26 protein-coding genes are annotated in these 25,957 nt (G+C 53.7%); 11 read left to right on the top strand and 15 right to left on the bottom strand.

The features are described 5' to 3' along the window. Nucleotides 1–7: 7 nt before the first annotated feature. Both AC1DUO_RS02180 and mgrA read right to left on the bottom strand, forming a co-directional pair. Entirely contained in the window at nucleotides 8–421 is a 414-nt protein-coding gene (locus AC1DUO_RS02180) for a DUF2502 domain-containing protein (protein WP_121019570.1), read from the bottom strand. A 159-nt stretch (nucleotides 422–580) separates the two neighbouring features. Continuing rightward, entirely contained in the window at nucleotides 581–1,570 is a 990-nt protein-coding gene (mgrA, locus tag AC1DUO_RS02175) for an L-glyceraldehyde 3-phosphate reductase (protein ID WP_112151259.1), read from the bottom strand. Nucleotides 1,571–1,898: 328 nt separating this feature from the next. Here mgrA and AC1DUO_RS02170 point away from each other — a divergent pair, with 328 nt between their 5' ends. Continuing rightward, nucleotides 1,899–3,557, top strand: coding sequence for an alpha-keto acid decarboxylase family protein (locus AC1DUO_RS02170; RefSeq protein ID WP_126124684.1), 1,659 nt, complete (start codon nucleotides 1,899–1,901; stop codon nucleotides 3,555–3,557). Here AC1DUO_RS02170 and AC1DUO_RS02165 read toward each other — a convergent pair. After that, nucleotides 3,546–4,433, bottom strand: a complete 888-nt coding sequence (locus AC1DUO_RS02165) for a LysR family transcriptional regulator (protein ID WP_013574454.1) — start codon at nucleotides 4,431–4,433, stop codon at nucleotides 3,546–3,548. The two genes, AC1DUO_RS02170 and AC1DUO_RS02165, sit on opposite strands and share 12 nt — an antisense overlap. A 132-nt stretch (nucleotides 4,434–4,565) precedes the next feature. Here AC1DUO_RS02165 and AC1DUO_RS02160 point away from each other — a divergent pair, with 132 nt between their 5' ends. Then, nucleotides 4,566–5,039, top strand: a complete 474-nt coding sequence (locus AC1DUO_RS02160) for a multidrug/biocide efflux PACE transporter (RefSeq protein ID WP_013574455.1) — start codon at nucleotides 4,566–4,568, stop codon at nucleotides 5,037–5,039. A gap of 102 nt (nucleotides 5,040–5,141) precedes the next feature. After that, nucleotides 5,142–5,840 carry an aspartate/glutamate racemase family protein gene (locus AC1DUO_RS02155; protein WP_477986375.1) on the top strand — a complete coding sequence of 233 codons (699 nt, stop codon included), beginning with the start codon at nucleotides 5,142–5,144 and terminating at the stop codon, nucleotides 5,838–5,840. On the opposite strand, the gene AC1DUO_RS02150 is transcribed toward AC1DUO_RS02155, so the two are convergent. Further along, entirely contained in the window at nucleotides 5,837–7,099 is a 1,263-nt protein-coding gene (locus tag AC1DUO_RS02150; protein ID WP_013574457.1) for an ion channel protein, read from the bottom strand. The two genes, AC1DUO_RS02155 and AC1DUO_RS02150, sit on opposite strands and share 4 nt — an antisense overlap. A 219-nt stretch (nucleotides 7,100–7,318) precedes the next feature. Between AC1DUO_RS02150 and glk the strand changes: the two genes are divergently transcribed. Then, nucleotides 7,319–8,290: a glucokinase gene (glk, locus tag AC1DUO_RS02145; protein WP_013574458.1), complete on the top strand. Its 972-nt coding sequence runs from the start codon at nucleotides 7,319–7,321 to the stop codon at nucleotides 8,288–8,290. A gap of 137 nt (nucleotides 8,291–8,427) precedes the next feature. Here the strand turns inward: glk and AC1DUO_RS02140 are convergent, their stop codons facing one another. Together AC1DUO_RS02140 and AC1DUO_RS02135 are read right to left on the bottom strand one after the other, a co-directional pair. Next, entirely contained in the window at nucleotides 8,428–9,198 is a 771-nt protein-coding gene (locus AC1DUO_RS02140) for a LytR/AlgR family response regulator transcription factor (RefSeq protein WP_013574459.1), read from the bottom strand. Between the two features lie 64 nt (nucleotides 9,199–9,262). Beyond that, nucleotides 9,263–10,996 (bottom strand): sensor histidine kinase, encoded by a 1,734-nt coding sequence (locus AC1DUO_RS02135; protein WP_112151254.1) that lies wholly within the window; start codon nucleotides 10,994–10,996, stop codon nucleotides 9,263–9,265. 114 nt (nucleotides 10,997–11,110) lie between these two features. On the opposite strand from AC1DUO_RS02135, the gene AC1DUO_RS02130 reads away from it, so the two are divergent. Beyond that, a complete protein-coding gene (locus tag AC1DUO_RS02130) occupies nucleotides 11,111–11,650 on the top strand; it encodes a GNAT family N-acetyltransferase (RefSeq protein WP_250980694.1) in 540 nt (179 codons plus the stop codon). 116 nt (nucleotides 11,651–11,766) lie between these two features. Further along, on the top strand, nucleotides 11,767–13,026 hold the full coding sequence (alaC, locus tag AC1DUO_RS02125; RefSeq protein ID WP_112151252.1) for an alanine transaminase: 1,260 nt from the start codon (nucleotides 11,767–11,769) through the stop codon (nucleotides 13,024–13,026). A gap of 80 nt (nucleotides 13,027–13,106) precedes the next feature. Here alaC and AC1DUO_RS02120 read toward each other — a convergent pair whose 3' ends face one another. Further along, nucleotides 13,107–13,949 carry a helix-turn-helix transcriptional regulator gene (locus tag AC1DUO_RS02120; RefSeq protein ID WP_379672171.1) on the bottom strand — a complete coding sequence of 281 codons (843 nt, stop codon included), beginning with the start codon at nucleotides 13,947–13,949 and terminating at the stop codon, nucleotides 13,107–13,109. A 21-nt stretch (nucleotides 13,950–13,970) separates the two neighbouring features. Further along, nucleotides 13,971–14,597: a YbhB/YbcL family Raf kinase inhibitor-like protein gene (locus AC1DUO_RS02115; protein WP_013574464.1), complete on the bottom strand. Its 627-nt coding sequence runs from the start codon at nucleotides 14,595–14,597 to the stop codon at nucleotides 13,971–13,973. 241 nt (nucleotides 14,598–14,838) lie between these two features. On the opposite strand from AC1DUO_RS02115, the gene AC1DUO_RS02110 reads away from it, so the two are divergent. Then, a complete protein-coding gene (locus tag AC1DUO_RS02110) occupies nucleotides 14,839–15,363 on the top strand; it encodes a cytochrome b (RefSeq protein ID WP_037036325.1) in 525 nt (174 codons plus the stop codon). 42 nt (nucleotides 15,364–15,405) lie between these two features. Here AC1DUO_RS02110 and AC1DUO_RS02105 read toward each other — a convergent pair whose 3' ends face one another. Next, nucleotides 15,406–17,211, bottom strand: a complete 1,806-nt coding sequence (locus tag AC1DUO_RS02105; protein WP_112151249.1) for a DUF4153 domain-containing protein — start codon at nucleotides 17,209–17,211, stop codon at nucleotides 15,406–15,408. Between the two features lie 188 nt (nucleotides 17,212–17,399). Between AC1DUO_RS02105 and AC1DUO_RS02100 the strand changes: the two genes are divergently transcribed. Further along, complete coding sequence (locus AC1DUO_RS02100) at nucleotides 17,400–17,858, top strand: nuclear transport factor 2 family protein (RefSeq protein ID WP_013574467.1); 459 nt, start codon at nucleotides 17,400–17,402, stop codon at nucleotides 17,856–17,858. 67 nt (nucleotides 17,859–17,925) lie between these two features. Here AC1DUO_RS02100 and csgG read toward each other — a convergent pair whose 3' ends face one another. From csgG to csgD, 4 genes are read right to left on the bottom strand one after another with little or no spacing between them, the layout of a single operon-like run. Next, a complete protein-coding gene (gene csgG, locus AC1DUO_RS02095) occupies nucleotides 17,926–18,759 on the bottom strand; it encodes a curli production assembly/transport protein CsgG (RefSeq protein WP_013574468.1) in 834 nt (277 codons plus the stop codon). 32 nt (nucleotides 18,760–18,791) lie between these two features. Continuing rightward, nucleotides 18,792–19,184, bottom strand: coding sequence for a curli production assembly/transport protein CsgF (gene csgF / locus AC1DUO_RS02090; RefSeq protein WP_369794818.1), 393 nt, complete (start codon nucleotides 19,182–19,184; stop codon nucleotides 18,792–18,794). A gap of 58 nt (nucleotides 19,185–19,242) precedes the next feature. Next, on the bottom strand, nucleotides 19,243–19,662 hold the full coding sequence (gene csgE, locus AC1DUO_RS02085; RefSeq protein ID WP_013574470.1) for a curli production assembly/transport protein CsgE: 420 nt from the start codon (nucleotides 19,660–19,662) through the stop codon (nucleotides 19,243–19,245). Continuing rightward, nucleotides 19,643–20,293: a biofilm master transcriptional regulator CsgD gene (gene csgD / locus AC1DUO_RS02080; RefSeq protein WP_013574471.1), complete on the bottom strand. Its 651-nt coding sequence runs from the start codon at nucleotides 20,291–20,293 to the stop codon at nucleotides 19,643–19,645. Before csgD ends, csgE begins: the two co-directional genes overlap by 20 nt. 871 nt (nucleotides 20,294–21,164) lie before the next feature. On the opposite strand from csgD, the gene AC1DUO_RS02075 reads away from it, so the two are divergent. The 3 genes from AC1DUO_RS02075 (at nucleotide 21,165) to csgC (ending at nucleotide 22,589) form a co-directional block, all read left to right on the top strand. Further along, nucleotides 21,165–21,653 carry a curlin gene (locus AC1DUO_RS02075; protein WP_013574472.1) on the top strand — a complete coding sequence of 163 codons (489 nt, stop codon included), beginning with the start codon at nucleotides 21,165–21,167 and terminating at the stop codon, nucleotides 21,651–21,653. A gap of 39 nt (nucleotides 21,654–21,692) precedes the next feature. After that, on the top strand, nucleotides 21,693–22,169 hold the full coding sequence (gene csgA, locus AC1DUO_RS02070; protein ID WP_013574473.1) for a curli major subunit CsgA: 477 nt from the start codon (nucleotides 21,693–21,695) through the stop codon (nucleotides 22,167–22,169). A 90-nt stretch (nucleotides 22,170–22,259) separates the two neighbouring features. Further along, the gene (csgC, locus tag AC1DUO_RS02065) at nucleotides 22,260–22,589 is read left to right on the top strand and encodes a curli assembly chaperone CsgC (protein WP_013574474.1); all 330 of its coding nucleotides are present in this window, start codon (nucleotides 22,260–22,262) and stop codon (nucleotides 22,587–22,589) included. 11 nt (nucleotides 22,590–22,600) lie between these two features. On the opposite strand, the gene AC1DUO_RS02060 is transcribed toward csgC, so the two are convergent. Together AC1DUO_RS02060 and hypF are read right to left on the bottom strand one after the other, a co-directional pair. Beyond that, nucleotides 22,601–23,626 carry a HoxN/HupN/NixA family nickel/cobalt transporter gene (locus AC1DUO_RS02060; RefSeq protein WP_112151246.1) on the bottom strand — a complete coding sequence of 342 codons (1,026 nt, stop codon included), beginning with the start codon at nucleotides 23,624–23,626 and terminating at the stop codon, nucleotides 22,601–22,603. Next, entirely contained in the window at nucleotides 23,619–25,946 is a 2,328-nt protein-coding gene (hypF, locus tag AC1DUO_RS02055) for a carbamoyltransferase HypF (RefSeq protein WP_112151245.1), read from the bottom strand. The genes AC1DUO_RS02060 and hypF overlap by 8 nt, the downstream gene beginning before the upstream one ends. Between the last annotated feature and the right edge of the window lie 11 nt (nucleotides 25,947–25,957).

The following is a 25,957-nucleotide window of genomic DNA, read 5'->3' as shown; positions in this document are numbered from 1 at the left end:
CCGTTGATTAATGGCGGTGATCGCCATGCCCGCCCCGGCGATCATCATGGCCGCGACCCCGATCCGGCCCGCGGCGGTGATCATAATGCGGACGTCCGTGGTCGCTGTGATGATAACGCGGTGGCGGCATCGGACGACGTGGAGGATGGCGTTCGTTCCACCAGCCATGATCGCGCCAGCGATAACCATCCCAGTAATAGCCGCGCGGGCTGCGTGCACCATAGTGGTGACCACGGTAACCATTCCACCAGCCTGGGTTACGCCAGTCATAGCCGTCCCAGTAATAACCCCGCCTGTCGCGATCACCGATATTGATAGAAAGGCCCGGCGTATTCAGGCTGAAGCTGCTGGCCTGCACGGTGGGTACCGCCGCAGGGAGCAGGGTAAAGAACAATGTGGCAAAAAGTACCGGCTTTAACATGAGTGGCCCCAGATTCCTTATAATTTATGCTGACAGTTATAAGGGGAAGAGGGCACCGGTACTATTGCTTACAATCCTGTTTTGAATGATTTACGCGCCTTAACGGTTTACTTACGAATCCTCCATAAAGGCGCGTTTTTTATACCGCAGGGTAATCGCTTACACTAAAATCCCTTCGATCGCCGCCAGTTCTTCTGTGCTGAAATGACGGTGAGAGACCATGCCCACGGCATCGTCGATCTGGCTGGTTTTACTGGCACCAATCAGGACGGACGTCACGCGGTCGCCGCGCAGAACCCACGCCAGCGCCATCTGCGACAGCTTCTGACCGCGTGCCTGCGCAATATCATTCAGCTTACGCACTTTTGCCAGCTTCTCTTCCGTCAGCTGATCTGCTGTCAGGAACTTACTGCCGCTGGCTGCGCGGGAATCTTCAGGAATGCCCGCCAGATAACGGTCAGTCAGCACGCCGCCTGCCAGCGGTGAGAAGGCGATAGACCCGACGCCGTTATCCGCCAGCGTATCCAGCAGATCAGCCTCAACCCAGCGCTCGAACATGGAATATTTCGGCTGATGGATCAGGCACGGTGTGCCAAGATCTTTCAGGATTTCAAACGCTTTTTTGGCGCGTTCTGCCGGATAATTCGACAAACCGACGTACAGGGCTTTGCCCTGACGCACGATCAAATCCAGCGCGGCCATGGTTTCTTCCAGCGGTGTGTCAGGGTCAGGACGGTGATGATAGAAAATATCCACGTACTCCAGCCCCATGCGTTTCAGGCTCTGATTCAGGCTGGCGACCAGATATTTTTTCGAGCCCCAGTCTCCGTACGGGCCGTCCCACATGGTGTAACCGGCTTTGGAGGAAATAATCAGCTCATCGCGATAAGGCAATAAATCTTCCTGCAGGATGCGGCCGAAATGCTGTTCTGCCGAACCCGGAGGCGGGCCGTAGTTATTGGCCAGATCGAAATGGGTGATCCCATGGTCGAAAGCATGGCGGATCAGTTTCCGGCCATTCTCAAAATGGGCGTTATCGCCGAAGTTATGCCACAAACCCAGGGAAACGGCGGGCAGTTTCAGACCGCTCTGGCCACAGCGACGGTATTCCATATTCTCGTAACGGGTTGGACTGGCTTGATACACCATGTGAGTCCTTATAATAAATTCAGAAGTGAACAGAAGGTTATAAATGTCATAAAAAACCAATTTTAGTGTATGCGCTTTCACAAGCATTTCCAGCTAATCAGATCACATCCGGAACAATCCTTGTACGCAGGATCGTTGATTACCGTGACTATTCTTCCTGCCTATTACCTTTACTGCTGAATCCGCTTCCCTGCATTAACACAGTGCAGGGGTGTAACTCTGCGTTGCCATGCCTTATTTCGAATAATAAATGTGCTGTCCCCCGGTTTGGAGTAATACTCATATTAGTGGGATTAACTGGTTACTTTATTTTTCACAGAGGATCGTCATGGTTAATGAATACACAGTAGGTGACTATCTCTTAGATCGTTTATCACTCAGCGGGATCTCCGAGTTGTTTGGCGTGCCGGGCGATTACAATCTGAAATTCCTCGACAGTGTGATTAATCATCAGCAAATCACCTGGGTTGGCTGTACCAATGAATTAAATGCCGCCTATGGCGCAGATGGTTACGCCCGTACCAAAGGTATTGCGGCGTTGCTGACGACATTTGGTGTCGGCGAACTGAGCGCACTGAATGGCATTGCCGGTAGTTATGCGGAATATGTGCCCGTCGTGCATATCGTGGGTGCGCCAGCGCTGACGTCTCAGCGTAAAGGTGAGCTGCTGCATCACACGCTGGGAGATGGCGAATTCTGTCATTTCATGCGGATGTCAGCTCCGGTCAGCGTGGCGCAGGCGTCCCTCACACCGGAAAATGCCCTGGCTGAAATCGACCGTGTGATTGAAGAAGTGATGTACAGCTCGCGGCCGGGTTACCTGTTATTGCCCAGCGATGTGGCCGCTTTGCCGGTCAGTACCCGTGCGCATGCGTTACCTGCGCGTCAGCCGCCTTTCTCGGCTTCTTCTCTGGAAGCTTTTACTGCCGCCGCTGAAAAGCAGTTGCGGGGCGCAAGCCGTGTTTCGTTGCTGGCGGATTTTCTGGCAGACCGCTTCAAGGTTAAAAAGGCGCTGGAACAGTGGATGGAAGAAGTGCCGCTGGCGCATTCAACATTGCTGATGGGTAAAGGTTTATTCAACGAGCAGCAGGCGCATTTTGCTGGCACTTATTCGGGGGCCGCCAGCGCACCGTCAACGAAAGAAGCGATTGAAGGGGCTGATGTGGTGATCACGGTCGGGGTGAAATTTACTGACACCATCACCGCCGGTTTTACCCAGCAGCTTCCGTCCGGAAAATGCATCGACCTTCAGCCCTTTTTTGCCCGCGTGGGCGATAAGATCTTCCATCAGCTGCCGCTCGAAAAAACGGTCAGCGTGATGCACCGCCTCACCGCTGAACTGGCTTCCGGCCGGACGCCTTATCCTGTTAAACACAACGCATTGCCGTTGTCGCACGATAACAGCCTCGGACAATATGCCTTCTGGCAACAGATTCAGGATTTCCTGCAACCGGGAGATGTGCTGGTCGCTGAGCAGGGCACCGCCTGTTTTGGTGCGGCGGCGCTGAATTTGCCGCAGGATTGCCAGTTCGTCGTCCAGCCGTTATGGGGCTCAATCGGTTTCACGCTGCCCGCCGCATTTGGTGTACAGATTGCCGTACCGGATCGCCGTGTCGTGCTGCTGATTGGCGATGGCTCCGCACAGCTCACCTTGCAGGGATTAGGTGCCGCCATCCGTTATGGCCTGCCGCCGATTATTTTTGTGATTAACAATGACGGTTATACCGTCGAACGGGCGATACACGGCGAAACCCAGCGCTACAACGACATCGCGCAGTGGAACTGGACACAGTTCCCGGCGGCCTTCGGCGGTAAAGAAGTCTTCAGTGCGCGGGCGGATTCGCCGCAGGCGCTGAAAGAAGCGATAGCAAAGGCCACCGCACGGCGGCAGATGGCCTGGATAGAAGTCATTTTGCCAAAAATGGATATTCCTGAACTGCTCAATTCAGTGACTAAATCGCTGGCGCAGCGTAACTCAGGGCAATAAATCAGTTTCCGGTGATGGCGGGGCAGTCAGCTGGTCGATGAACCACCAACCCGCCGGACCGGGCTGATTGTTTTTACTCCAGACCGCATCCACCGATATCTGCTTCGGCCAGCCGCGCATCGGCAGGCTGACCAGTTTGTCATGTCCGAACTGTTTCACCAGCCAGTGCGGCAGTGTCGCCCAGCCAAATCCCTGTTCCGCCATTTCCAGCAACATCAGATAACTGGGCGCTGACCAGATCTGACCCCGCGCCCGCGGCATTTCACGACGGCTGTAAGGCTGCAGGCAAAGCTGGCGGAAGGTGTGCAACTGCTCCGGTTGCAGATCGGTGATTTTTGCCAGCGGATGTTCACGGCTGCAAAATACCGACATATCCGTTTGTTCCGGTAAACGCGCCACACCAATGTCCGGCGGATAACTCGCCTGTACTTCCACCATGCCGACATGGGCACGGCCAGACTGCAACAGGTCGATCACATCCTGATCTTCGGCGATCTGACATTCAAATTCGATATCCGGATACCGGCGTTCAAACCGGCGCAGCAGCGCCTCGTGGTGAGTCGGCTGGTAAGTGTCAGACAGCACAAACGTCAGGCGGGTTTCCACCTGCGTCGATAAACGCACCGCCAGCTCATCGAGGCGTTCGCTGGCCGCCAGAATCGCCTGAACGTGGCTGAGCACGCGTTGTCCGGCTGGTGTCAGCACCGGCTGGCGACTCTGGCGGTCAAACAGTGTTACGCCTAAATCCACTTCCAGATTGGCGATCGCCGTACTGACACTCGACTGACTCTTGCGCAGTTTACGCGCCGCTGCTGAAAACGATCCGGTATCGGCCGCTTCGACAAAAGCCATCAGGGCTTCCGGTGAATAGCGCATCAGGTACTCCTTCTGATTCTGATCTATCTATTTTATCGATACTTTCTATCTTTTAACTATCTCATTTAGTGATGATAATGACTGCCTGTGACAGCCGTCACGTAACAATGATCAGGAGTCAGGCAGGTTTTTATGTCTAAGCAAACACGGAATATCTCTCAGAAAACGTTCGGCGAACGCATTTTCCACGCGGTGGGTTTTGAAACAATCGCGGTACTGATTTCGGCACCGGCAGCAGCCTGGGCGCTGAACAAACCGGTCTGGGAAATGGGCGCGCTGGCGATCATGCTGTCGACGACAGCGATGGTCTGGAACATCGTTTATAACAGCCTGTTCGACAAATTCTGGCCGGTTTCCCGCGTGGTGCGGACATTTAAAATCCGCGTGGCGCACGCGCTGGGGTTCGAAGGTGGATTTATTATGATTGGTCTGCCGGTTGCCGCACTGTGGCTGGGGATCGGGCTGCTGGACGCCTTTATGCTGGAAGTCGGGTTCTTCCTGTTCTTCCTGCCGTATACCGTGGCCTACAACTGGGTTTACGACACGTTGCGCCAGCGCTGGATGGACCGCCGTCTGGCCGCAGAGGATTGCCCGGCCAAACATTAATCCGCATCGCTGAATGCACAAAAAAGCCCGCCGACATTTTCTTTGTCCGCGGGCTTTTTGTCGGTTATGGTTTTGCCATCCGCATAAACACAGGGTGTGCAAATGAAAACGTTAGGGTTGATTGGTGGCATGAGCTGGGAATCTACCGTGCCGTATTACCGCATGATTAACGAGCATGTGAAGCAGCAACTGGGGGGATTGCATTCTGCCAAACTGTTTCTCTACAGCGTCGATTTTTATGAAATCGAAAAGCTGCAAATGGCTGGTGACTGGCAGCAGGCGGGTGAAATTCTTGGTAACGCCGCGAATTCACTGGCGCGTGCAGGGGCGGAGGTCATCGTTGTGTGTACCAACACCATGCATAAAGTGGCAGACGATATCGAACGGATCGGCGGCCTGCCGCTGCTGCATATCGCCGATGCGACGGCTGACAAAATCACCGGACAGGGGCTGTATAAAATCGGTCTGCTCGGCACGCGTTTCACCATGGAACAGGATTTCTATCGCGGACGTTTGCAGGAAAAACATCAGATTGACGTGGTGACGCCGGATGAAGCTGACCGCGGGATTGTTCATCGCATTATTTATGAAGAGCTGTGCCTGGGCAGGATTAAGGAGGATTCCCGCGCAGAATACCGGCGGATTATTGGCAAATTAGAACAGCAGGGCGTGGAAGGCATTATTCTCGGATGTACCGAAATCACCCTGCTGGTGGGCGCTGAAGACGCGAGCGTGCCGGTTTTTGACACCACCGCCATTCATGCGCTGGCGGCGGCGGAGTTTGCACTAAAGCAGGATTAATCTTCTTCCGGGACCGGCCGGTTGAGCCGCTGTTTTGCCACCTGCATCAGCGGTTTACCTGCCAGCATCAGCCAGGCTGGCAGCATCACGATGCACAGTAGCGGCAATAATTTCAGCCCCGGCACCACCGCTGCGGCCATAAACAAGCTGAGCCAGCCGTCGCGTGTCACCACCAGCACCATGCCCATGACGGCGCATGAAACGGTCACCGCCGCCGGCACATCCGGTGCGTACTGATGCAACATCAGGCCAAGCGATACCCCGACAAACACCGCCGGGAAAATGCGTCCGCCACGAAAACCGCAGGCTGCCGCCACCACTAACGCCGCCAGTTTGGTCAGGGTGATCGCCAGCAACGGCCCCATCTCAAACAACGCATTGGAATGTGCCAGTTCCTTCATTTCATCCAGCCCTTTAAACAGGGTAATTTCCCCGCCTGTCAGCGCCAGTAAACCCAGCACAAACCCGCCAATACCCAGGCGCAATACCGGATTCTGAATATTGTTAAACATCCGGTGAACATGCGGGAACAACCAGACGGCAATCATCCCCAGCGCGATGGCAATCAGCACCACGACTGACCCGCTGAAAATATCCATCAGGCTGGCGGCGTCATACGACGGAATGCTGAGCGAAAAATCGGGCTGAAAAAACTGATCGGTGGTGATGGCGCCAGCGCCCGCGGCGAGCAATGGCGCAAAAAGGCGATCCCATAACTGCACATCTTTGCTGGTGCCGAGGGTTTGCGAAAAAATCAGCGCGGCTGCCACCGGCGTGCCGAACAACGCGCCGATAGTCCCGGCCGCCGCCAGGATCACCCAGTCCGTCGTTGGCACTGCGGGCAATAAACGGGATCCTATTGCCGCCACCAGCGCGATATTAATCACTGTAATCGGATGTTCCGGCCCCAGACTGACACCGCCTGCCAGTCCGACCATCAGCGCCAGCGCCAGCCCAGGTAAAGCGCTGACTGCCACCGGGGCGCCAATCAGAGATTCCGTGGCAGGATCCGGCCCGGCGTGGCCTGGCATATACTTAATGATGGCGCCGACGCCAATGCCGGTCAGTGTCAGCATAAACAGCGTCCAGCTGGCGGATTGTGTATTGATATTCAGCACGGCGGGAATGTTCTCCCACAGCAGATTTTGCAGCGCGCCAGAAATCATCATGACGAATACCAGAACCAGGCTGGACATCACGCCAATAATGATCGCGGGCAGGGCAAAAGCTAACATGACTCTGGTGCGGGGATGGAACATGCACGTATTTCCTTACTTTATAATTTTGTTTGCTCTGATAGCTTAGATGAATCCCGGCAAAGTCGGTTTGCGGGCTGTCGACATTATTTTGTGTGGCATGCTGCATAAATGTGGGTTGCTTCAAAACTGCGTTGCAGCGTATAGCAATTACCGCTATTTTGCCCACACGAATTTGGCGCAAATGCGCAGCATAATGAATTTACTTTTGCGGAGAATAACATGACCAAATACTCCCTGGTGGGCGATGTCGGGGGCACCAACTGCCGCCTGGCGCTTTGCGCGTTGGACAGCGGCGATATTTCTCAGTCTAAGACTTTCTCCGGGCTGGATTACGACAGCCTCGAAGCCGTGGTGCGTGAGTACCTCGCGCAGCAGCATCAGGATGTTGAGGATGCATGTATTGCCATCGCCTGCCCGATCACTGGCGACTGGGTGGCCATGACCAACCATACGTGGGCCTTTTCCATTGCCGAAATGAAGAAAAACCTTGGCCTGCAACATCTGGAAGTGATCAATGACTTCACCGCTGTTTCGATGGCGATCCCGATGCTGAAAGAAGATGACCTGTTGCAGTTCGGCGGTAAAAAAGCGCAGGACGGCAAACCGGCAGTGATTTACGGTGCTGGCACGGGGCTGGGCGTCGCACACTTAATTCATGCCAATAACCAATGGTTGAGTCTGCCGGGCGAAGGCGGCCATGTTGATTTCGCGCCAAACAGCGAAGAAGAAGACATCATTCTTGAGCAGTTGCGTACCGAAATGGGGCACGTTTCTGCCGAGCGTATTCTCTCCGGTCCGGGGCTGGTGAATCTCTACCGTGCCATTGTTAAATCAGATAACCGCGTGCCGGAAAACTTCAAACCGAAAGACGTGACAGAACTGGCGCTGGCAGATGAAAATCTGGATTGTCGCCGCGCACTGTCGCTGTTCTGCGTCATCATGGGGCGTTTCGGTGGCAACCTGGCGCTGAACATGGGGACCTTCGGCGGCGTGTACATTGCCGGCGGCATTGTTCCGCGCTTCCTGGACTTCTTCAAAGCTTCCGGTTTTCGTGCCGCGTTTGAAGACAAAGGCCGCTTCAAAGATTACCTGATGGATATTCCGGTGTTCCTGATCACGCACGATCAGCCGGGGCTTGTGGGTGCCGGGGCGTACCTGCGTCAGTCTATCGGCCTTCCTCTTCGTCCTTGAAGTTGCAGCGGTGTTGGCTGCGCTCGAAGACCCGAATCACTGACATCAGTCAGCTCATCGGGATCTTCTCACTTGCCGCCTTGCTGCAACTCCAATGACTTAGCGGAAGAATCGGGCTTTCTATTTCAAAAGCCCGATCAAAACCGCATTAACTGCCTGAATTCCTTCACCTTGCTTCTACTCACCGGCACTTCAAAATCCAGATCACTTAAGCGCAAAATGTAGGTGTTGTTAAACCACGGCACGATCTCGCGGATTTTCGACAAATTCACGCAGTACGAACGATGACAGCGGAAAAAATGCTCCTCCGGCAGGCGGTTGCATAATTCGGTGATGTTCATCGGCATGGTGAATTCTTCTTTGCGGGTATATACCTGCGTGACCTTTTCCTGCGCGGCGGCGTAATAAATATCGTTGATATCGGTAACGATAATCCGCTCATCTTTGATCAGATTGATGCTGTGACTGACACGCGGGGTGCTGCCCGCGACGGGGGCAACACCTTCCGGTTTATCGCCCGGTTCCTTCACTGTCAGCTCTTTATCCCGGCGAAAATGTGACTCCAGCTTTTGCAGCATGGTGACAATGCGTGACTCGTGATAAGGCTTAAGAATGTAATCAAATGCCTCGATTTCAAAGGCTTCTGCGGCGTGCTCCTTATAGGCGGTGATAAACACGATATAAGGTTTATGCGCAAACTTACTGATGTTTTGCGCCAGTAATACGCCGTCAAGGGAAGGGATGCTGATATCGAGAAAAATCGCGTCCACTTCATGTGATTGCAGGTATTTAAGCACGTCCAGCCCGTCATCCAATATTGCTTCAATGCTGATGCTGCTGTGGGTATTAATCAGATAACTCAGCTCTTCCTGAGCCGGTACTTCATCTTCGACGATAATCGCTTTCACTGAATTATCTCCCGGTGCGATGGCCCGAAAGGCGGGCGGGTAAAATGAAAAAGCGTCCCTGTAGTCAGGCTATTTTGCTCTCAAGGGCTTGCGTGACTTTTGCAGGAGCGTGGGTAATAACAAACGAAATATCGGTGCCTGGCTCAAGACGGCGGATGCTCAGGCCCTGACCATACAGCAATGAAACGCGGTGATGCACATTGAGCAGGCCGATTTTGTTGCCGGGCATTTCATTGCGTGCCACACGTTCAATGGTTTCCTGATTAATACCGTGGCCGGTATCTTTTACTGACACCCTGATACCGTCAGCCTGATGCTTCACTGAAATCACCACCACGCCTTTTCCGCTGCATTTCTGGATGCCGTGCACAATGGCGTTTTCGACCAGCGGCTGGATCAGCAGGCTGGGGATTTTCACCGAAATGTCGTCATCAATGTCATAAATCACCGTCAGTTTGCTGCCGAACCGCGCCTGCTCAATGGCGATGTAATCCTGTACCTGATGAAGTTCTTTGCGCAGGTCGATCAGTTCATCGTTCAGTTCCAGGTTATAACGCAGATAACGGGAAAGGTTGATGATGAGCTGGCGCGCCACGTCGGGGCGGGCGCGGATAGACGACGAAATCGCATTCAGCGCGTTAAACAGAAAATGGGGATTTATCTTGCTCTGCAACGCCCGCATTTCGGCTTTATTGGCCATCTCGCGCAACTGTTCGGTGCGTGATACTTCCATCTGCGTCGACATAATTTGCGACAGCCCGATCGCCATCACTTTCAGCGAATAAGTGATGCGGTGCGGGTCGCAATAATAGATTTTCAGCGAGCCGGTGACTTCGCCTTTTTCCCACAGCGGAATAATAATCAGCGAGTGAATTTGCGGCGTACGGTGCATTTCATCGTTGTTTCTGACCGTGATTTCACCGCTTTCCAGCGTCGCTTTGGTCATCTCACTCAGCGTTTCATGGCCGATATTATACTCTTCAGCACCCACGCCGACGTACGCCAGAATGTTTTTGGTATCAGTGATCGCCACCGCATCGGCGTCGATATCATCACGAATAATGCTACAGATACTGGCCAGGGATTCGGCGTTGATATTCCTGCCTTCTATGTTACGGCCATCTATATTGCGAAAGTACGGCAGCGTTTTATTGGCAATATCCAGCGCCAGCCGCGCCTGCCGTGCGGCAATCACCTCTTTTTCATCCTCGACACTTTGCACCAGCAACACAATCAGGCCGATGGAACTGGCTCCGAGGATCAGCGGTGCAGCGATGTTCATGACGATATCCAGCCCGAGCGAAAACGGTCGCGCCATCAGTAAAATCAGGATCATGGTCAGCGTTTCGCACAGCATGCCGCCCAGAATGCCGACTTTCCAGTGCAGTGATTTTTTGACTTTCTTATTGATATAACCGGAAAGGAAACCTGCGGTAATACTGGTGATGAGGCACGGAACAGACGTTGGTCCGTGAATGTCGATCAGGAAACGGTGCGTGCCGGAAATCAGGCCGGTAATGATCCCGACCCACGGCCCGAACAGGATCCCGCCCGACATGATCGCGATCGTACGCACGTTGATCAGTGAGCCTTCGACGTTGATCCCTGAGAGCGTACCGAAAATGGCGAACAGCGAGAAAATGGCGGTGACCGCAGTCAGTTCCAGCGGCGTATGGGTTTCATTTTCTTTGTGCAGCAGTTTGCGGAACAGCGGGGTTCGCGTGAGGAAGAACAGACAGATGAGCATCAGCGCCGCACGGTCGAAGACCGCCAGCAGCATATCGAACATGTGAGGCATGGCAGATTAGGCTCTTTGCACGATTGAAAGATAAGCGTGCCAAATGGATTCAGCGGTTATTATATGTAAAAGGTCAGACTTTCACCATCGCCAGACACAGGAGCACATTCCGACATGATTTTGTTATCCACGCCGCGGCTGATCATGCAGCCCATCCAGGCTGACGACTGGGCATTTTTCTTGCGGCTGTATCAGACCCCGGACGTCATGCGTTTTATCGGCGATATCGAAACCCATGCACAGGTTCATAGCCGTTTTGAACAACGTCTTGGTCACTGGGATCGCTACAGTGATTTCTGGCTGTGCCTGCTGATCCGCGAAAAAGACACCGGCGCGGCGGTGGGACTGACCGGATTTTTCCCGGACTGGCGGCCCTATAAACAGGGCGAAGTCGGATTCATTCTGGCGCCTGAACATCAGCGCAAAGGTTATGCAGCGGAATCCCTGCGCGAAGTGCTGAACTTTGCGTTTGACCAGTGTGGTTTTCACCGTCTGCAGGCCAACGTGCTTGAAGGCAACGACGCTTCGCGCCGTGTGCTGGAAAAATGCGGATTCCTCATGGAAGGCCGTTTACGGGACAGCTACCGGATCGGCGACGAGTGGAAAAACGACTGGCTGCTGGGGCTGCTGGCGAGCGATCCGCGTCCGCAGTAAAAAAATAATGCGCAGTATCTCGACAGCCATTTTCCTCTGCGTTATGTTCGTAGAAGGCCGTTACGCGGCCAGCGTCGCTCGGACGGTCCGGGCGCTTACGTATCCCAGAGGAAATTATGGCTGATTCCAGTTCACCCCGTCGTTTTTCACGTATTGATCGTCTTCCCCCTTATGTTTTCAACATTACCGCTGAACTGAAAATGGCCGCACGCCATCGTGGCGAAGACATTATCGATTTTAGTATGGGTAACCCCGACGGCCCGACACCGCCGCACATTGTGGAAAAACTGGTGCAGGTTGCGCAGCGTGAAGACACGCACGGTTACTCGACCTCACGCGGCATTCCGCGTCTGCGTCGTGCGATTTCCCGCTGGTATGCCGATCGTTATCAGGTAGAGATCGACCCTGAAAGTGAAGCTATCGTCACTATCGGTTCGAAAGAAGGGCTGGCACATCTGATGCTGGCGACGCTCGATCACGGCGACACCGTTCTGGTGCCCAACCCAAGTTATCCGATCCACATTTATGGTGCCGTGATTGCCGGTGCGCAGGTGCGTTCTGTGCCGCTGGCTGAAGGTGTGGATTTCTTTGCCGAGCTGGAAAAAGCCATTCGCGAAACCATTCCGCGGCCGAAAATGATGATCCTCGGCTTCCCGTCCAACCCGACGGCGCAGTGCGTGGAGCTGGATTTCTTCGAGCGCGTGGTGGCACTGGCTAAGCAATACAACGTGCTGGTGATCCACGATCTGGCGTATGCCGACATCGTATACGACGGCTGGAAAGCGCCGTCAATCATGCAGGTGCCGGGTGCAAAAGACATTGCGGTGGAATTCTTCACGCTGTCGAAAAGTTACAACATGGCGGGCTGGCGCATCGGTTTTATGGTCGGTAATCCTGAACTGGTCAGCGCGCTGGCGCGTATCAAAAGTTATCACGATTACGGCACCTTCACGCCGTTGCAGGTGGCGGCCATCGCGGCGCTGGAAGGGGATCAGCAATGCGTGAAAGACATTGCCGAGCAATATCGCCAGCGCCGTAACGTGCTGGTACGCGGGCTGCATGAAGCGGGCTGGATGGTGGAAAATCCGAAAGCGTCGATGTATGTCTGGGCAAAAATTCCGCCTGCATATGCGCATTTAGGGTCACTGGAATTCGCCAAACGTCTGCTGGCCGACGCTAAAGTTTGTGTGTCGCCGGGCATTGGTTTTGGTGATTACGGCGATACCCATGTGCGTTTCGCCCTGATCGAGAATCAGGACAGGATCCGCCAGGCGGTGCGCGGCATCAAAGCGATGTTCCGGGCAGACGGTTTGCTGCCACCGAAAAAAACGGCGGGTGAACCGCCTGTGGAGCCGGAACAGGCCGTTAACGAATAATATTCTGATGCGCTGAAAGCGATAAATGAAAGCCAGTCATTCAGATGACTGGCTTTTTTGTTTTTATGCAGCCGGTTTGTTCAGCGAATATCGACTGGCGAACAGCCAAAACGCTCTTTGAAGCGCAGGGAAAAACGCGAGCTGGCCCGATAACCGCAGGCATCCGCGATTTGCGAAAGATTCCAGCGCGTGGTTTGCAGCAGGGTGATCGCATGATGCATGCGGATATCCTGCAACAACGTGCGAAAACTGATTTGCTCTTCCACCAGACGCCTTCTCAGCGTGGCTTCGCTCATCGCCAGTTGCTGGCTGGCGCTGGCGGCCGTCCAGGCAAATTCCGGCGCGGCCGCCAGCAGGGCGGTAAGACGTGTACCGAGCGGTTCTGCGGCGCGCGGCATAAACAATATGCGGCGTTCTGCCAGCGCGATAAGTACGGCGGTAAGACGATTTCGCTGCACTGTATGACTGGCCGGATTGCCGATCCCGCGCAGGCAAAAATCGAGCGTATCGCGTAATTCGTCATCCAGCGGGAGAGTTTCAAACCCGTTCAGCGGCGACAGCGCAGTCAGAAGCCGGGCGTTATCGCGATAAAATTCCGCTACCAGCGCAGGTGAAAACCCCAGATACAGCGACGAGAAAAAACCGTTTGCCGCGTCCGGCGTTTTACTGACGTGCGCCAGCGTATGCTGCGACACCACGATCAGATGTTCCGAATTCCCAAGCTGCACCGACGTGCCGTTTTCATGGCGCAGCGCCAGCTGACCAGAATTTACCCGCAGCAGCGAAGGCTCAAAAAAACGAAAATTCGACACCTGATGAGGCTGTTGCAGATAAGGCTCGGCCCGTGAAAAAAGCCGGTCATGACTGACCGGCAATTTATTTGGCAAAAGACTCACGGCGTGACTGTGCTGCTCAGAGGACATGGTTTCTCCTGCCTGCGGACTTTAATCCAGATTGGGATTTAACGTGTAGGTGCCGGTCAGGCTGGCCTGCGCCAGAACGTGACCTTCGATGGCCTGCAACACATCCGGGCCAAAGAATTTATCCTGCAAATCCAGTTTTTCAATGTCCAGCGCATACAGCGTAAATACGTAGTCATGCACCCGTTCATCGTTCCACGGCGGGCACGCGCCGTCGTAACCGTAATAGTCGCCGCCCATGTTTTCATCATCGCCAAACCATGCGGTATAGCCGTTGATGCCATGACGCATTCCGGCACTGGCGGGCAGCGCGGGTTTGCCGTGCGGCGTCACGCTGTTGCTGTGACTGCCTGCGGCGATTTCGCGAGCATCTGCCGGAATATCCACCAGCAGCCAGTGGAATAAATCGATGCGCGGCAGCGAAGCTGGCACCACTTTGCCTTCCTGATTCACGTCGTCCGGGCGGCCTGGTACGTGCGGATCCACACACACCAGCACAAACGAACGGGTATTTTCCGGCACATCACTCCACGCCAGGTGCGGGTTCTTATTATCGGAAAGTGCAATGTGGTTTTGGGTATCTTTCACGGCAAATGAAAACTCACCCGGGATAGGTGCACCGTTCTCAAAACTCTGGCTAATCAATTTCATCGTAAACTCCGCATCAGACAATGCTATTTCAGTGTGCGTTGATTATAAAGAGCGGTGCGGACAGACAGGGAACATCACCGGTCAAATTATTCACTTTTCCTGTCATTATGAGCGGAAAGGTGAATGTCTGCCGCGTTTAATCCCTGTTGCGGGTATATCCACAAAGTCTGCGCAATTCCTTTCTATACTCAGGGCAATATTCCTGTTTTCCACACGTTATCCTCCGGCGAGGAAATTACTCATGAAAACCCGTTATTCGCTGTCGCAGATCAGCCTGCACTGGGCAACGTTACTGATGATTATTCTGACCTACACGGCGATGCTGACCCGTGATTATTTCCCTGAAGATAATCAGCCGCTGGTGCGTTTGCTGCATTTTAATTTCGGGATTTGTGTCTGGTTGCTGATGTTTGTGCGCATTTTCCTGCGGACCCGCCATGCGACACCGGCGATCACGCCGCCCGTGCCGCGCTGGCAAAAAGCCGCGTCCCATGCAGTGCATGGGGTGTTATATCTGCTGTTTCTGTCGTTGCCGGTGCTGGGGATTTTGACGCTGGAGTTTGGCGGGCGGGAGTGGTTTTTATTCGGCTGGCCGGTGCCACAGTTTGTGACGCCGGATCCCGATGTACGCCGCACGGTGAAAACGGCGCATGAATTCCTGGCAAACTGCGGTTATTACCTGATTGGCCTGCACGCGCTGGCAGCGATTTATCATCATTACTTGCGCAAAGATGACACCTTACTGCGCATGATGCCGGGAAAATAAAGCGGGATTCACCGGCAGAAATCTGCCGGTGAAGGGAGGCGATTATTCTTCGTCGTGTTTGTAATGAATGACCCGGCGTTTACCGTCAATCTGTACGTCAGCCCATTTACGCGTTACCGGTTTGACCTCGCCGTTGCGCAGGGCAGTGATCAGCGCAGGGTTATCCTTTTCTTCATACAGATAAAGTTCTCCCGTTTGCGCCCATTTCCCGGCCTGTCTGGCGTAAATACGGCAGTTGACGGAAGGCGTATCCAGCGTATTACAGAGGAAAACTTCTTTCTGCCGGTCGTTGTTTAAATCCAGCGTATTGACGATACACGCGCCCTGCAGGCTGTGACAGTCGCGCAGTGTGTTGCGGTATTCATCCAACTGCGGCAGGTTTTTCCACCAGGTGTCGTCGGGGGATACCGCGCCTTTCGCGAGCTGAATCATCTTCTTAGCATCTTCCACGCGATAATTTTCCGCCAGTGCAGCATGCTCTTTATCATCGTAAGCGCCCCAGCGTGATGTCTGCGCGATCATATTTTTCAGTGTGACCTGCAGGCGCGGATCGGCAGTAAACGCGGGGTGTTGTTGCAGCGCTGTCAGCGCCTCGTTGCCACGGCGACCGGTATCGAAACGCAGCATCTTCAGATCGAAATCCTTCGCCTGCGTTTTGCCGCTGTCGAGTCGCGCAATCTGATTGTTGACGCTGATACGGTAAGGATCGAGCAGCGGGCTGTTGGCCGCCATCAACAGAATGACCACCAGCAGCGACAACGGCTTATTGAATTGGGTAATACGCGGCAGCCAGTCCGGGCGTTTATCGATCACCGAAAAACTGTAGCAAAGGGCGGCGATCAGCGTGACGCTGATCACCAGCACCGCCCACAGACGTTGCGGCGTCCAGCCGTATTGCGAAACGCGCAGGCCGGTGGAATACAGCGCCAGCACGGCATACACCGGCAGCAGTAAAATCGCCGCATTCACCAGCAAACGGATCGCCCGCGGATACGGTTTTTCAGCGTGATCGGTTTCGCGTACCACGTTAACCAGCAGCAGAATGCCGAGCGCCATGGTGGTCAGCAAACTGGCTGCGGACCAGGCTTGCGATAACACCGTCAGGCCGGTGAACGGCAGGGCGAACAGGAAAATCAGCGCAACGAACGCCACCAGCGGCAGCAGGCCTTTGAGAATAAAACGGATGATATTGCGGGTGGTATTCATCAGCGCCGGTTGCGTGCGGCAGGTGACGATACTGATGCCCAGCAGCAGGCCGAACACCAGATGCATAAACAGCGGCGTATCGAAAAACAGCTCATGGAAATATTCAATGCCGATCACCCGGAACAGCCCGGCACATAATGCCATCACGCCAACGGCCAGCAGCATCATCAGCAACGTCAGCATGGCGCACAGCGTATTCTGGCTGTAGCAGGCGGAAAGGTTGGCGTAACGGTAACGGCTTTCTGCCGGGAACGCCTGCACCTGTAGCCACGGCAAAACAAAAAAGACCAGCAGCGTCAGCGACAGGTTAAACGGCACCATCACGCTGTCCCCGGACGTTGCCGCGATATTGCTTTTCGCCCAGGCTGCCATGCCCGCCAGTAACAGGATGAGTAACCCCGTTCCGCCCCAGAACCGGCGATCACCAGGCTGTACTACTGACAGAGAAATCAGCACCGGTAATGTTAATGCCATAGTCTGGCCGTAAATATTATGAGAGAACCCGGCATATCTGATGGCCGCGTGATCTGAAAAGAAGTAATACAGCAGGAACCCCTGCAACAGGCAAATCGCAAGGATTAACCAGCGGGTGGGAACGGGCAGAGGCGGCATCGCGCGACCTGCTCTGTTGAACTGAGACATCCGTGACTCTCCGAAAGTGTAAGAGGACATGTTGTTAAAAACGCATGCCAGTGTAGAGGGTTCCGGCTTCCGGTGCAGAAAACTCTTCACCTGAGCGGCCTCAGCGTTTTGTGAGCGACCCTTCATAACTGGCAAAATCAGCGGCAGTCACTAGGCTTATGGACTGGATGGAGAATTTCGAGGTGAAAATGGCAGAACATGAACTGAAAGAAAAGCGCATTGAAATTGTTAAGAATTTCTACGCCAAACTGGATCAGGCAGATGCCTCTTTACTGGATCTCTTTGCTGAAGATGTGGTGCTGTTTTTTCCGAAATTTGGCACTGCGCAGGGAAAGTCTTCACTGGGGGAACTGGGTAAACGCTTTGCGCTTGAAATCGACAAGATCCAACATATTCAGAACGCTTTCCGCTTTCTGAGTGACGGAGATGCCATTGTGCTGGAAGGGCAGATGCGCGGCGTGATGCAAAACGGTGACCGCTGGCCGACGTCCGAAGTCGGCAGCCATCATTTCTGCACTGTCTTTGTCTTTGAAGATTTGCTGATCAAACGGCTGAGCATTTATCTCGATCCGGACTTTAATCTTGAGGATAAAAAGCGGGTGAATAATTACCGGCAGGTGATGAAAAGCGAGGAAAGCAAAACCTGAGATTGTCGGATAAAAAAAGAAGGGAAACCGTTTCAACCCACGGTTCCCCTTCGCCAACTGCCTCTCATCAGGATTCGGCAGGGACAATGTTGTTCTTATAGCGTTGCAGAATGGGTGAGTTGATCTCCGACGGGTTTTGCAACTGCCACAGGTTACGTTCGATACCGTCATTTACCAGATAAATCACGCCGGATTCAATCGCCGACATCAGGCATAACATCACAGGCTCATTGGTGGTGTAGCCCAGTTCGCCTTCCAGCAACCGCTGATAATCGATAAAGCGGAACACCCCGGCCTGCACTTCATACGACAAAATCGTTTTGCTGGTATTTACGGAAGATAAAACCTCGCCGGTATTAACGTCGACAGCGCGCAGGTTCACGGCTATCTGATCCAGCTGGTATTGCGTACTGGCACCGATACCGAAATACCGCGCCCCCACGCCGCCTGATTTCACATTACTTTCGTAACCGATTATCGAGCCTTCAATCAGAATATTCGCTGCCACCAGCGAGGAAAGTGGCCGCTGATTATTGATCGCGACACTGCCATTTTCCTGCGCGGCACGGATAATTTTGCGTTCGTTCAGCAGGTTTTGCAGCCCCTGACGTTCCAGCGGGATAAACCATTTTGAATCTTTGAGTGCCGATACCAGCATCGCCGTGGCGCTTTGTGGCACGGCGGTCGAGAAGTTACTGGCCGGATACGGTTTGAACTGCCCCGTTTCATCCTGAATGTTATAGACCGACACAAAAATCCGGCCCTGCGGCGAAGGCAAATGCGTCAGATCGGTATAGCTTGGCGCCCGGGGCAATAATGTCGGTCTTGCGGCTTCTTTCGGTGCTGCTGTGAGGCACCCGCTCAACACAAAAACTGCGATGAGTAATAAATAGCTGCGCATGATGTCGTTCCTGTTTTTATTGGTCGTCGGAATCAGTTGGTGGTGGCGGACAAACCCTGAACCTGAATAGTGGAAATTTTACCGGTCTTGCGGTCAGTGACATTCATCACCAGCTGTCCGTCGGTATTCTGGATATCCACGATAAAGTCCTGTGTTACCAGCCGCCCCGGTTTTCCCTGATTGACGTTGCCCATCAGGCTGCCCAGCAATTGTGACTGAATCGAGGCGGTGAAATTGTCCAGTGCAGACGTCGAGGTGGACCCGAAGTCATACGCATCGGGGTCTTTATAGGAGTTTTGCGCCTGAGCTTCGTTGAGCAGGAACGCGCCATTATTCGGGTTGCCGCCGAAATTCGGGTTGATGAACTGGAAAACCATATTGCCGCCCCAGGAAACCGGGGACGCCGTCAGCAATGCCAGCAGCATGACTGAACGCGAAGCTGAGACTGGAATATTCACGATGCTCTCCTTAAGAGGCTGTGCATTAAAATTCGTCATGGGCGAGATCCCCGGTGCCCAGTAACGCTTTGTCTAATTGCCGCCGTGATAACGCTTCGGTTACACCGGCAATGGCGGTATCGACGTCCTTATTAAAATTGCGCCGGTTGGGAAACAGCAAAGTCTGATACAGGGTGTCCTGACCTATTTTTATGGTGATCCAGCTCCCCCAGCGGGCGCTGGGCCTTTCTGAAATGGTGATGGTTTCCGGGTAGTTCTGTTCCCATTTGCCGGTAAAGCCACGGTAAAAATCGTGGCCGACCGATGTCACGGTTCTGTCGGTGATAAGCCCCGGGTCTTTTATATCCGCAGCCTGAACATGCAGGCAGGTGGCGCATAACAGCGCCAGCCAGAGCCAGAAGCCCTTTATGCAAATAGTCATGATGTCAGCGCTTGAGATTGTCATTCGCCCAGGACGCCGCCTGGGTACGGTTTTTAACCGAGATTTTTCTAAATAAATTATAGAGATGCGTCTTGACGGTGTTCTCGCTGATAAACAGCAAACGCGCGATTTCCGTGTTCGAGGCGCCCACACGTAACTTATTGAGGATCTCTTTTTCACGATGGGTCAGGCCGGTTTCTTCTGAGTGAAGATGACGGAAAGCACCGGACTGATTGATCAGGTAACTGGCGAAGCCCTGAGAGAAGTAACATTCTCCGCGGATCACGCTTCTGATCCCTTCCACCAGATGTTCTTCGTCAGTGGAGAGATAAAAAACGGCGCTGATCCCCGGCCAGGTTTCAATTTCCCGAAAATGATAATTATCAGGTGTGTTTAATAATAATAACTTCACGTTGTCGTGATAGCGGTTAATAGCTGTTTGCCACAGTTCAATTGTCCGGCGATCGGCTTCCATCATATCGAAGAGAATTAATGCCTGTTGAAGCGCCTGATCCTCAAGTGATTTATGGATATTATGCAGCCGGGTATTGACACAAAGTTGCTGTTTTAATTGTTGCAATAAAGCACTGGCTTGTAATGATGGTTTGGTCACTAATAAAAGAATATTATTATTGATTGCTGCTTCATTACTCATAATGAAACCCTGCCCTGATTTTTATAGCCACAGTCTGCCACTGCCTGAATATTGAAAAGGCACGGAATAGACTGAGATTTTATTTTGCTAAATCTATAGCTGTATGTTTGCTGTGCATATCTGAAAGTAGCAAATATTCACAACCTGAGGCACATAATATTTCCAGGTGGTTTATGTGCGGTACTGACTCAATTTAGCTTTTGGTTTACCTTACGCAAGGCTTATTTATGTTTCAAAATGTAACTGAAAATGTATAAAGCTTTCCTTATGTATTCCGGGAAATTAAATTCCGCCCTATTAAAGAGGGCTTAAGTAATAAATTTACACTATCTTAACGTTTGGCCTTGTTAAGACAGCATATTTGTCAGATAGCGCTGCGAATTAAGGGGGCTCAAACACCAGCCGGCTGCGTATTTCGCCTTAAATAACTCAAACTTGTTTATCTTTTCGTATTGATTTTACTTAGGTGAGCACATCTGCAGGCTTCTTTATGCCCTGTTAAACCGCGCCGCAAGGCAGCGGGAAGGCATTTTTAAGCGACTGTTAAGGGGTGGAAATGTGCGGGGGATCTCTTTTAGGGCTGTTTTAGTTTCAGAGAAAATTAAGAATAGTTGCATTTTTGTGATTATTTAAAACGGTTTGCTCTGTAACTTTAGGATTAATGCCATGGGTTGATTAGCCGTGCTGACCTTTTACTGAGACGCGCTGGTCAATCCGTATGATAAATACCGCCTCATGCTTTTTGATGAAGTCTGAAATTAAAATACGACGAGCGGGTGAGTTCCTTATTTTGAACAAACACCATAATCAATTCGTCAGCAGCAATTAGCCGGTAAGCAAAGTGTGGTGCCGGTATATACAGGGTGACGAAATGAAAAAGACTTTATTGACCCTGGCGTTACTTTCAGCCTCCTGGGGCATTCATGCACAGCAATTTGATATGGCCTATCCGGAAATGAATTCTGAGGTGCCGGATCAGATTTTTGCTGGCGCAAGGAATTCATCGGGGAATTCGTCAGTGATTTATCAGAACGGTAATAACAATCTGGCCACCACTTATCAGACGGGTTCTGGAAATTCCGGCGTTATCCGTCAGTCCGGGTCAGAGAATACTGCGCTGGTGAATCAGCGAGGTAATGGAAATAACGCGGATATATCCCAAAGCGGCAGCGATAATTTTGCCTACGTATCGCAAACCGGTGGCGGGGATGCATCCATTACGCAACAGAATTTTGGCAATACCGCATACATTCTGCAAAAAGGCCGGAGTGTGACGGAAATTCGCCAGAATGGTACGAACCAGAGCAGCGGCGTCGTGCAAAATTCGTCAGGAATGGCGATTAGAGTGACACAGCATTAACACACCAAACATCCGATATTAAACCAATGGGGTAGCATCATGAAACTTTGGAAAATTGTGGCAGTCTCCGCTTTAGTCGTCAGTGGCAGTGCATTTGCAACCAGTCCTGGTCATGGCGGGGGGGGCTCTGACCACGGTCATAATCCACCTTCATCAACTGTGCCGACATTCACAGCCACTCAGTGGAATTCTGAAATTCAGATTTACCAGCAGGGCACGGCAAACCTGGCGAATGCCACTCAATCTGGCGCACAAAAATCGCTGACCGCAATCAGTCAGGATGGCTACAGAAATAGCGCCGGGACGACTCAGACCGGTGATGGCAGCCTGATCAGTGTGGTACAAAAAGGTGAATACAACGGCGCTAACGTTTCTCAGAGCGCTAACGGCAGCAAAGTGCTCGTGTCCCAGAACGGTTCAGGCAACTATGCCCAGGCTTCACAAGGTGCCAATGGCTCTCTGACCAGCATTACTCAGGTCGGTACCGCGAACCTGGCCTACGCGTCACAAAACTGATTAGTGTTCCCTCCCCTGCGAAGGGGAGGAGTAAAGCAGAACAGGGCACTAGCCCTGTTTTTTTTCGACGGAACCCTGAGGATAAACGCTATGCACTTACTGCTGATCGCCGCCGTGATGTCCAACCAGCTTTGGTTTGATACGCACAACGAGGCGCAGAATTATGTTATTACCCCGATGGTCAGTCTCACCAAAGCCTGTTCCTGTCAGGTGGCGGTTTCTGTTTTGCAGGAAAGCACCGCAGGCACCAGCACCAGCCGCCAGAGCCACAATGTGAATCTTTCCGCCAATCAGCCACAGCCTCTGGGACAGATGCGTTTTGCCGTCCAGCCCGGCGGGAAAACACAAATTATGATAACCATTACGGACGGCGACAAACTGCGTCTGGAAAAGCAGCTTACCTTGCCGAATGACGCCTGATACCGGGCGGATCACACCGCCAGATTGTCATAGCCTTTGCGGCGATAATTAAGGACAGAGATGCCCCAGAACACGACGAAAATCGCCACGGCTGCATAGCCGACGCTGCCCATATTCTCATTCAGGCGTTCGACAACCGCCCATATTCCGCCGTGTAAATCCAGTTTATCGGCCATCAGTCCGAGTGCTTCCAGGCCGCCGATAAACAGAGCGATCATCACGCTGGTGGCTGTAATCGTCATGTTGTAATAGAGCTTTCGCACCGGTTTATCGAACGCCCAGCCGTAAGCGCCGACCATGACAAAGTTATCCAGCGAATCGACCAGTGCCATGCCGCTGGCGAACAACGCCGGAAATACCAGAATGCTCCATACGGACATGCCGGAAGAGGCCCCCGCAGCGGAAATCCCCAACAGGCCAATTTCCGTGGCGGTATCAAAACCCAGCCCGAACAAAAATCCCACCAGATACATCTGCCAGCTTTTATTCACCAGATTAAATGCAAAGCTGAATAACCGGCTCATCACACCTCCCTGCATCGCGTGGGTTTCTCCGGCGTCCGGAAAGCTTTTGCCCTGTTTGATCTTCTGAAAACGGCGGTAAACATCGCGCAGGATCAGCGCATTCAGCAGGGCCATCATCAGTAAAAACAGTGCGGAAACCATCGTGCCGATAGTGCTGCCATAATCGTGCAACCAGCCAATTTTGTTGCCAAACATCAGTGACGTTGCGGCGATCGCCACGCAGGCCAGTACCACAATGCTGGAATGTCCGAGGGAGAAAAATGCCCCGACGGCCACCGGACGCTGACCCTGTTGCATCAGCTTGCGGGTAACGTTATCGATAGCTGCAATATGATCGGCATCGACGGCATGACGCAGCCCGTAACCGTAAGCCAGCAAGGCCGCCGCCACCAGCGCCGCATTGTGGCGAAACACCACCAGTGCCCAGCCCCAGGCCAGTAAATTGATTGCCAGCAGCCCGATCAGCAGCCAGAAAGCACGACGGTGTGTGTGAAAAAAATCACGGTTAATCATGGGAGTCCTTGTTGTTAAAACCAGAAGAAAATTGCAGACGGGCGCAGGCGATAACGGCCTGACCCAAAGCCAGCCCGCCGTCTCCGGCGGGCACGTTTTGCGGCATCAGCACGCGAAGGGGTGCTAAATAATGATGTAAAAGCTGGCGCAGCAGGCGGTTATGCAGCACGCCGCCACCCAGTGCGACAGTACGGGTGCCGGTTCTCACCGCGTGGTAGCAGGCGAGGGCGGCAAAGCCTTGCGCCAGCGCGTCGTGAAAAGCGAAAGCCCGTGCGGCAGGCGTGGCATTCCAGCCGAGCCATTGCTGCCAGAACGTCGCTAAATCCAGAAAAGTGCCCGACGGCGTATGCCGCAGTGGCATCGTGACCGGATGCGAAATACCCTGTGCACGTTGTGCCAGCGCTTCCAGACGGCATGCCGCTTCGCCTTCCCAGCTCAGTTGCGCAGGCGTACAGCCGAGTGCGGCGGCGACGGCATCAAACAAGCGCCCGCAGGAAGACGCCAGCGGGGCATTAATCCCGGCGGTGATGGCTCTGGAGAGCGGTAACCACGGAAATGCCTGCAACACCTTTGCCTCCGGGCGTGTCTGCCAGTCCGGCACAAACGCCTGCCACTGCGCCAGCAAATTCCGCCACGGTTCCCGCGCGGCCCGGTCGCCACCCGGCAGCGCAACGGCAGGCAATCCGCCTAAATGTTCACAGTGCAGATAATCCACCTGTAAACACTCACCGCCCCACAGGGCACCGGTTTTATCGTCAGCAATACCATAACCCAGCCCGTCAAGCGCCAGCCCGATGACCTTGCTGCCATCCAGCGGCCAGTGATGTTCCGCCAGACACGCGGTGATATGAGCGTGATGATGAAGAACATCAATCATGCGTACACCGTGACTTTCCGCCTGCACATGACTGATATACGCCGGATGTGCATCACGGGCCACCGCCAGCGGCATACAGTCATAAAGGTGCTGAAAATGTTCAATCGCCTGCTGCTGCTGTCCGGCAATATCGCTGCGGGTGAGTGACCCGAAATGTGCGCTGAGAATCGCCTGATCACCGCGCACCAGACAGAAGGTATTTTTGAGGTCACCGCCCAGTGCCAGCAGCGACGGCTGGGCATCGAATCCGTCAGGCAACGTAAAAGCATCGGGCACATAGCCGCGTGCGCGGCGCAGCATTTCAGTACCGTGCGGCGTCACACGCAGCAGCGAATCATCGGCGCGCTGGACGATATCGCGGTTATGCAACAGCCACATGTCTGCAATGCCATCGAGTTGCAACAGCGCAGCCGCATTAGTCAGCACGGGGGCACAACCGTTCGCATTTCCGGAGGTCATCACCAGCGGAGTATCCACTGTCTGCATCAGCAAATGATGCAGCGGGGTAAACGGCAGCATCAGTCCGACTTCGTCCAGTTCCGGCGCGATTGCCGCGCACAGCGGCGACATCGCGCTTTTCGTTGCCAGTACGATGGGCGCGGCCGGTGACTCCAGCATTTCGCGCAGTGCAAATGGCGGGCTTTCATCGCTGCATTCTGCCAGCCAGCCGATGTCCGGCAGCATCACCGCCAGCGGTTTTGACGGACGCTGTTTACGTTCGCGCAGCCGCATCACCGCGTTTTGCTGCGTGGCATCGCAGGCCAGATGAAAGCCTCCCAGCCCTTTAATAGCGACGATTTTACCCGCGCGTAATGCTGCAACCGCGTATTCCAGCGCCGCATCTCCTTGCGCCAGCATGTCGCCATTTTGCAACGTCGCGCTGACCTGCGGCCCGCACTGCGGGCAGGCGACCGGCTGCGCGTGAAACCGCCGGTCGGCGGGGTTCTGATATTCCTGCTGACAGTGCGGACACAATGTAAATTCCGCCATGCTGGTGGAAGGGCGGTCATAAGGCATGGCGCGGATCAGTGTAAAACGCGGGCCGCAATGTGTGCAGTTGGTGAAGGCGTAGCCGAAACGACGATCACCCGGGCGGGTGATGTCTTTCAGGCATTCCGGGCAGGTCGCCGCGTCGGGCACCACCTGCGTATCCATCCGGCTGTGACGGCTGTCAGCGATAGTGAAATTTTGCGGAAGCGTCTGCCAGTCGAAAGGATTGAAGCTGATGCTGTCGATGCGCGCCAGCGGCGGGCAGTCGCGCTGTAATTGTTCAATAAAAAGTTCGAGATTGACCGGCTGAAGCAGCCTGATTTCCACACCCGCGCTGTCATTACACACTTCCCCCCGGAGCTGCAGACGGTCGGCCAGTTGCCAGATAAAAGGTCGGAAACCGACGCCCTGGACTTTGCCGCAGACGCGAATGAGCAGACCGGAATCAGACATAAATACCTCTT

It is taken from the genome of Rahnella sp. P4_A8 (assembly GCF_056402435.1).
This window is presented reverse-complemented; position numbering and strand designations above follow the sequence as displayed.

Bases quoted from the DNA above. Each gene is read 5' to 3' on its own strand.
- AC1DUO_RS02180 (WP_121019570.1), bottom strand. From the start codon at position 421: ATGTTAAAGCCGGTACTTTTTGCCACATTGTTCTTTACCCTGCTCCCT.
- mgrA (WP_112151259.1), bottom strand. From the start codon at position 1,570: ATGGTGTATCAAGCCAGTCCAACCCGTTACGAGAATATGGAATACCGT.
- AC1DUO_RS02170 (WP_126124684.1), top strand. From the start codon at position 1,899: ATGGTTAATGAATACACAGTAGGTGACTATCTCTTAGATCGTTTATCA.
- AC1DUO_RS02165 (WP_013574454.1), bottom strand. From the start codon at position 4,433: ATGCGCTATTCACCGGAAGCCCTGATGGCTTTTGTCGAAGCGGCCGAT.
- AC1DUO_RS02160 (WP_013574455.1), top strand. From the start codon at position 4,566: ATGTCTAAGCAAACACGGAATATCTCTCAGAAAACGTTCGGCGAACGC.
- AC1DUO_RS02155 (WP_477986375.1), top strand. From the start codon at position 5,142: ATGAAAACGTTAGGGTTGATTGGTGGCATGAGCTGGGAATCTACCGTG.
- AC1DUO_RS02150 (WP_013574457.1), bottom strand. From the start codon at position 7,099: ATGTTCCATCCCCGCACCAGAGTCATGTTAGCTTTTGCCCTGCCCGCG.
- glk (WP_013574458.1), top strand. From the start codon at position 7,319: ATGACCAAATACTCCCTGGTGGGCGATGTCGGGGGCACCAACTGCCGC.
- AC1DUO_RS02135 (WP_112151254.1), bottom strand. From the start codon at position 10,996: ATGCCTCACATGTTCGATATGCTGCTGGCGGTCTTCGACCGTGCGGCG.
- AC1DUO_RS02130 (WP_250980694.1), top strand. From the start codon at position 11,111: ATGATTTTGTTATCCACGCCGCGGCTGATCATGCAGCCCATCCAGGCT.
- alaC (WP_112151252.1), top strand. From the start codon at position 11,767: ATGGCTGATTCCAGTTCACCCCGTCGTTTTTCACGTATTGATCGTCTT.
- AC1DUO_RS02120 (WP_379672171.1), bottom strand. From the start codon at position 13,949: ATGTCCTCTGAGCAGCACAGTCACGCCGTGAGTCTTTTGCCAAATAAA.
- AC1DUO_RS02115 (WP_013574464.1), bottom strand. From the start codon at position 14,597: ATGAAATTGATTAGCCAGAGTTTTGAGAACGGTGCACCTATCCCGGGT.
- AC1DUO_RS02110 (WP_037036325.1), top strand. From the start codon at position 14,839: ATGAAAACCCGTTATTCGCTGTCGCAGATCAGCCTGCACTGGGCAACG.
- AC1DUO_RS02105 (WP_112151249.1), bottom strand. From the start codon at position 17,211: ATGTCTCAGTTCAACAGAGCAGGTCGCGCGATGCCGCCTCTGCCCGTT.
- AC1DUO_RS02100 (WP_013574467.1), top strand. From the start codon at position 17,400: ATGGCAGAACATGAACTGAAAGAAAAGCGCATTGAAATTGTTAAGAAT.
- csgG (WP_013574468.1), bottom strand. From the start codon at position 18,759: ATGCGCAGCTATTTATTACTCATCGCAGTTTTTGTGTTGAGCGGGTGC.
- csgF (WP_369794818.1), bottom strand. From the start codon at position 19,184: ATGCTGCTGGCATTGCTGACGGCGTCCCCGGTTTCCTGGGGCGGCAAT.
- csgE (WP_013574470.1), bottom strand. From the start codon at position 19,662: ATGACAATCTCAAGCGCTGACATCATGACTATTTGCATAAAGGGCTTC.
- csgD (WP_013574471.1), bottom strand. From the start codon at position 20,293: ATGAGTAATGAAGCAGCAATCAATAATAATATTCTTTTATTAGTGACC.
- AC1DUO_RS02075 (WP_013574472.1), top strand. From the start codon at position 21,165: ATGAAAAAGACTTTATTGACCCTGGCGTTACTTTCAGCCTCCTGGGGC.
- csgA (WP_013574473.1), top strand. From the start codon at position 21,693: ATGAAACTTTGGAAAATTGTGGCAGTCTCCGCTTTAGTCGTCAGTGGC.
- csgC (WP_013574474.1), top strand. From the start codon at position 22,260: ATGCACTTACTGCTGATCGCCGCCGTGATGTCCAACCAGCTTTGGTTT.
- AC1DUO_RS02060 (WP_112151246.1), bottom strand. From the start codon at position 23,626: ATGATTAACCGTGATTTTTTTCACACACACCGTCGTGCTTTCTGGCTG.
- hypF (WP_112151245.1), bottom strand. From the start codon at position 25,946: ATGTCTGATTCCGGTCTGCTCATTCGCGTCTGCGGCAAAGTCCAGGGC.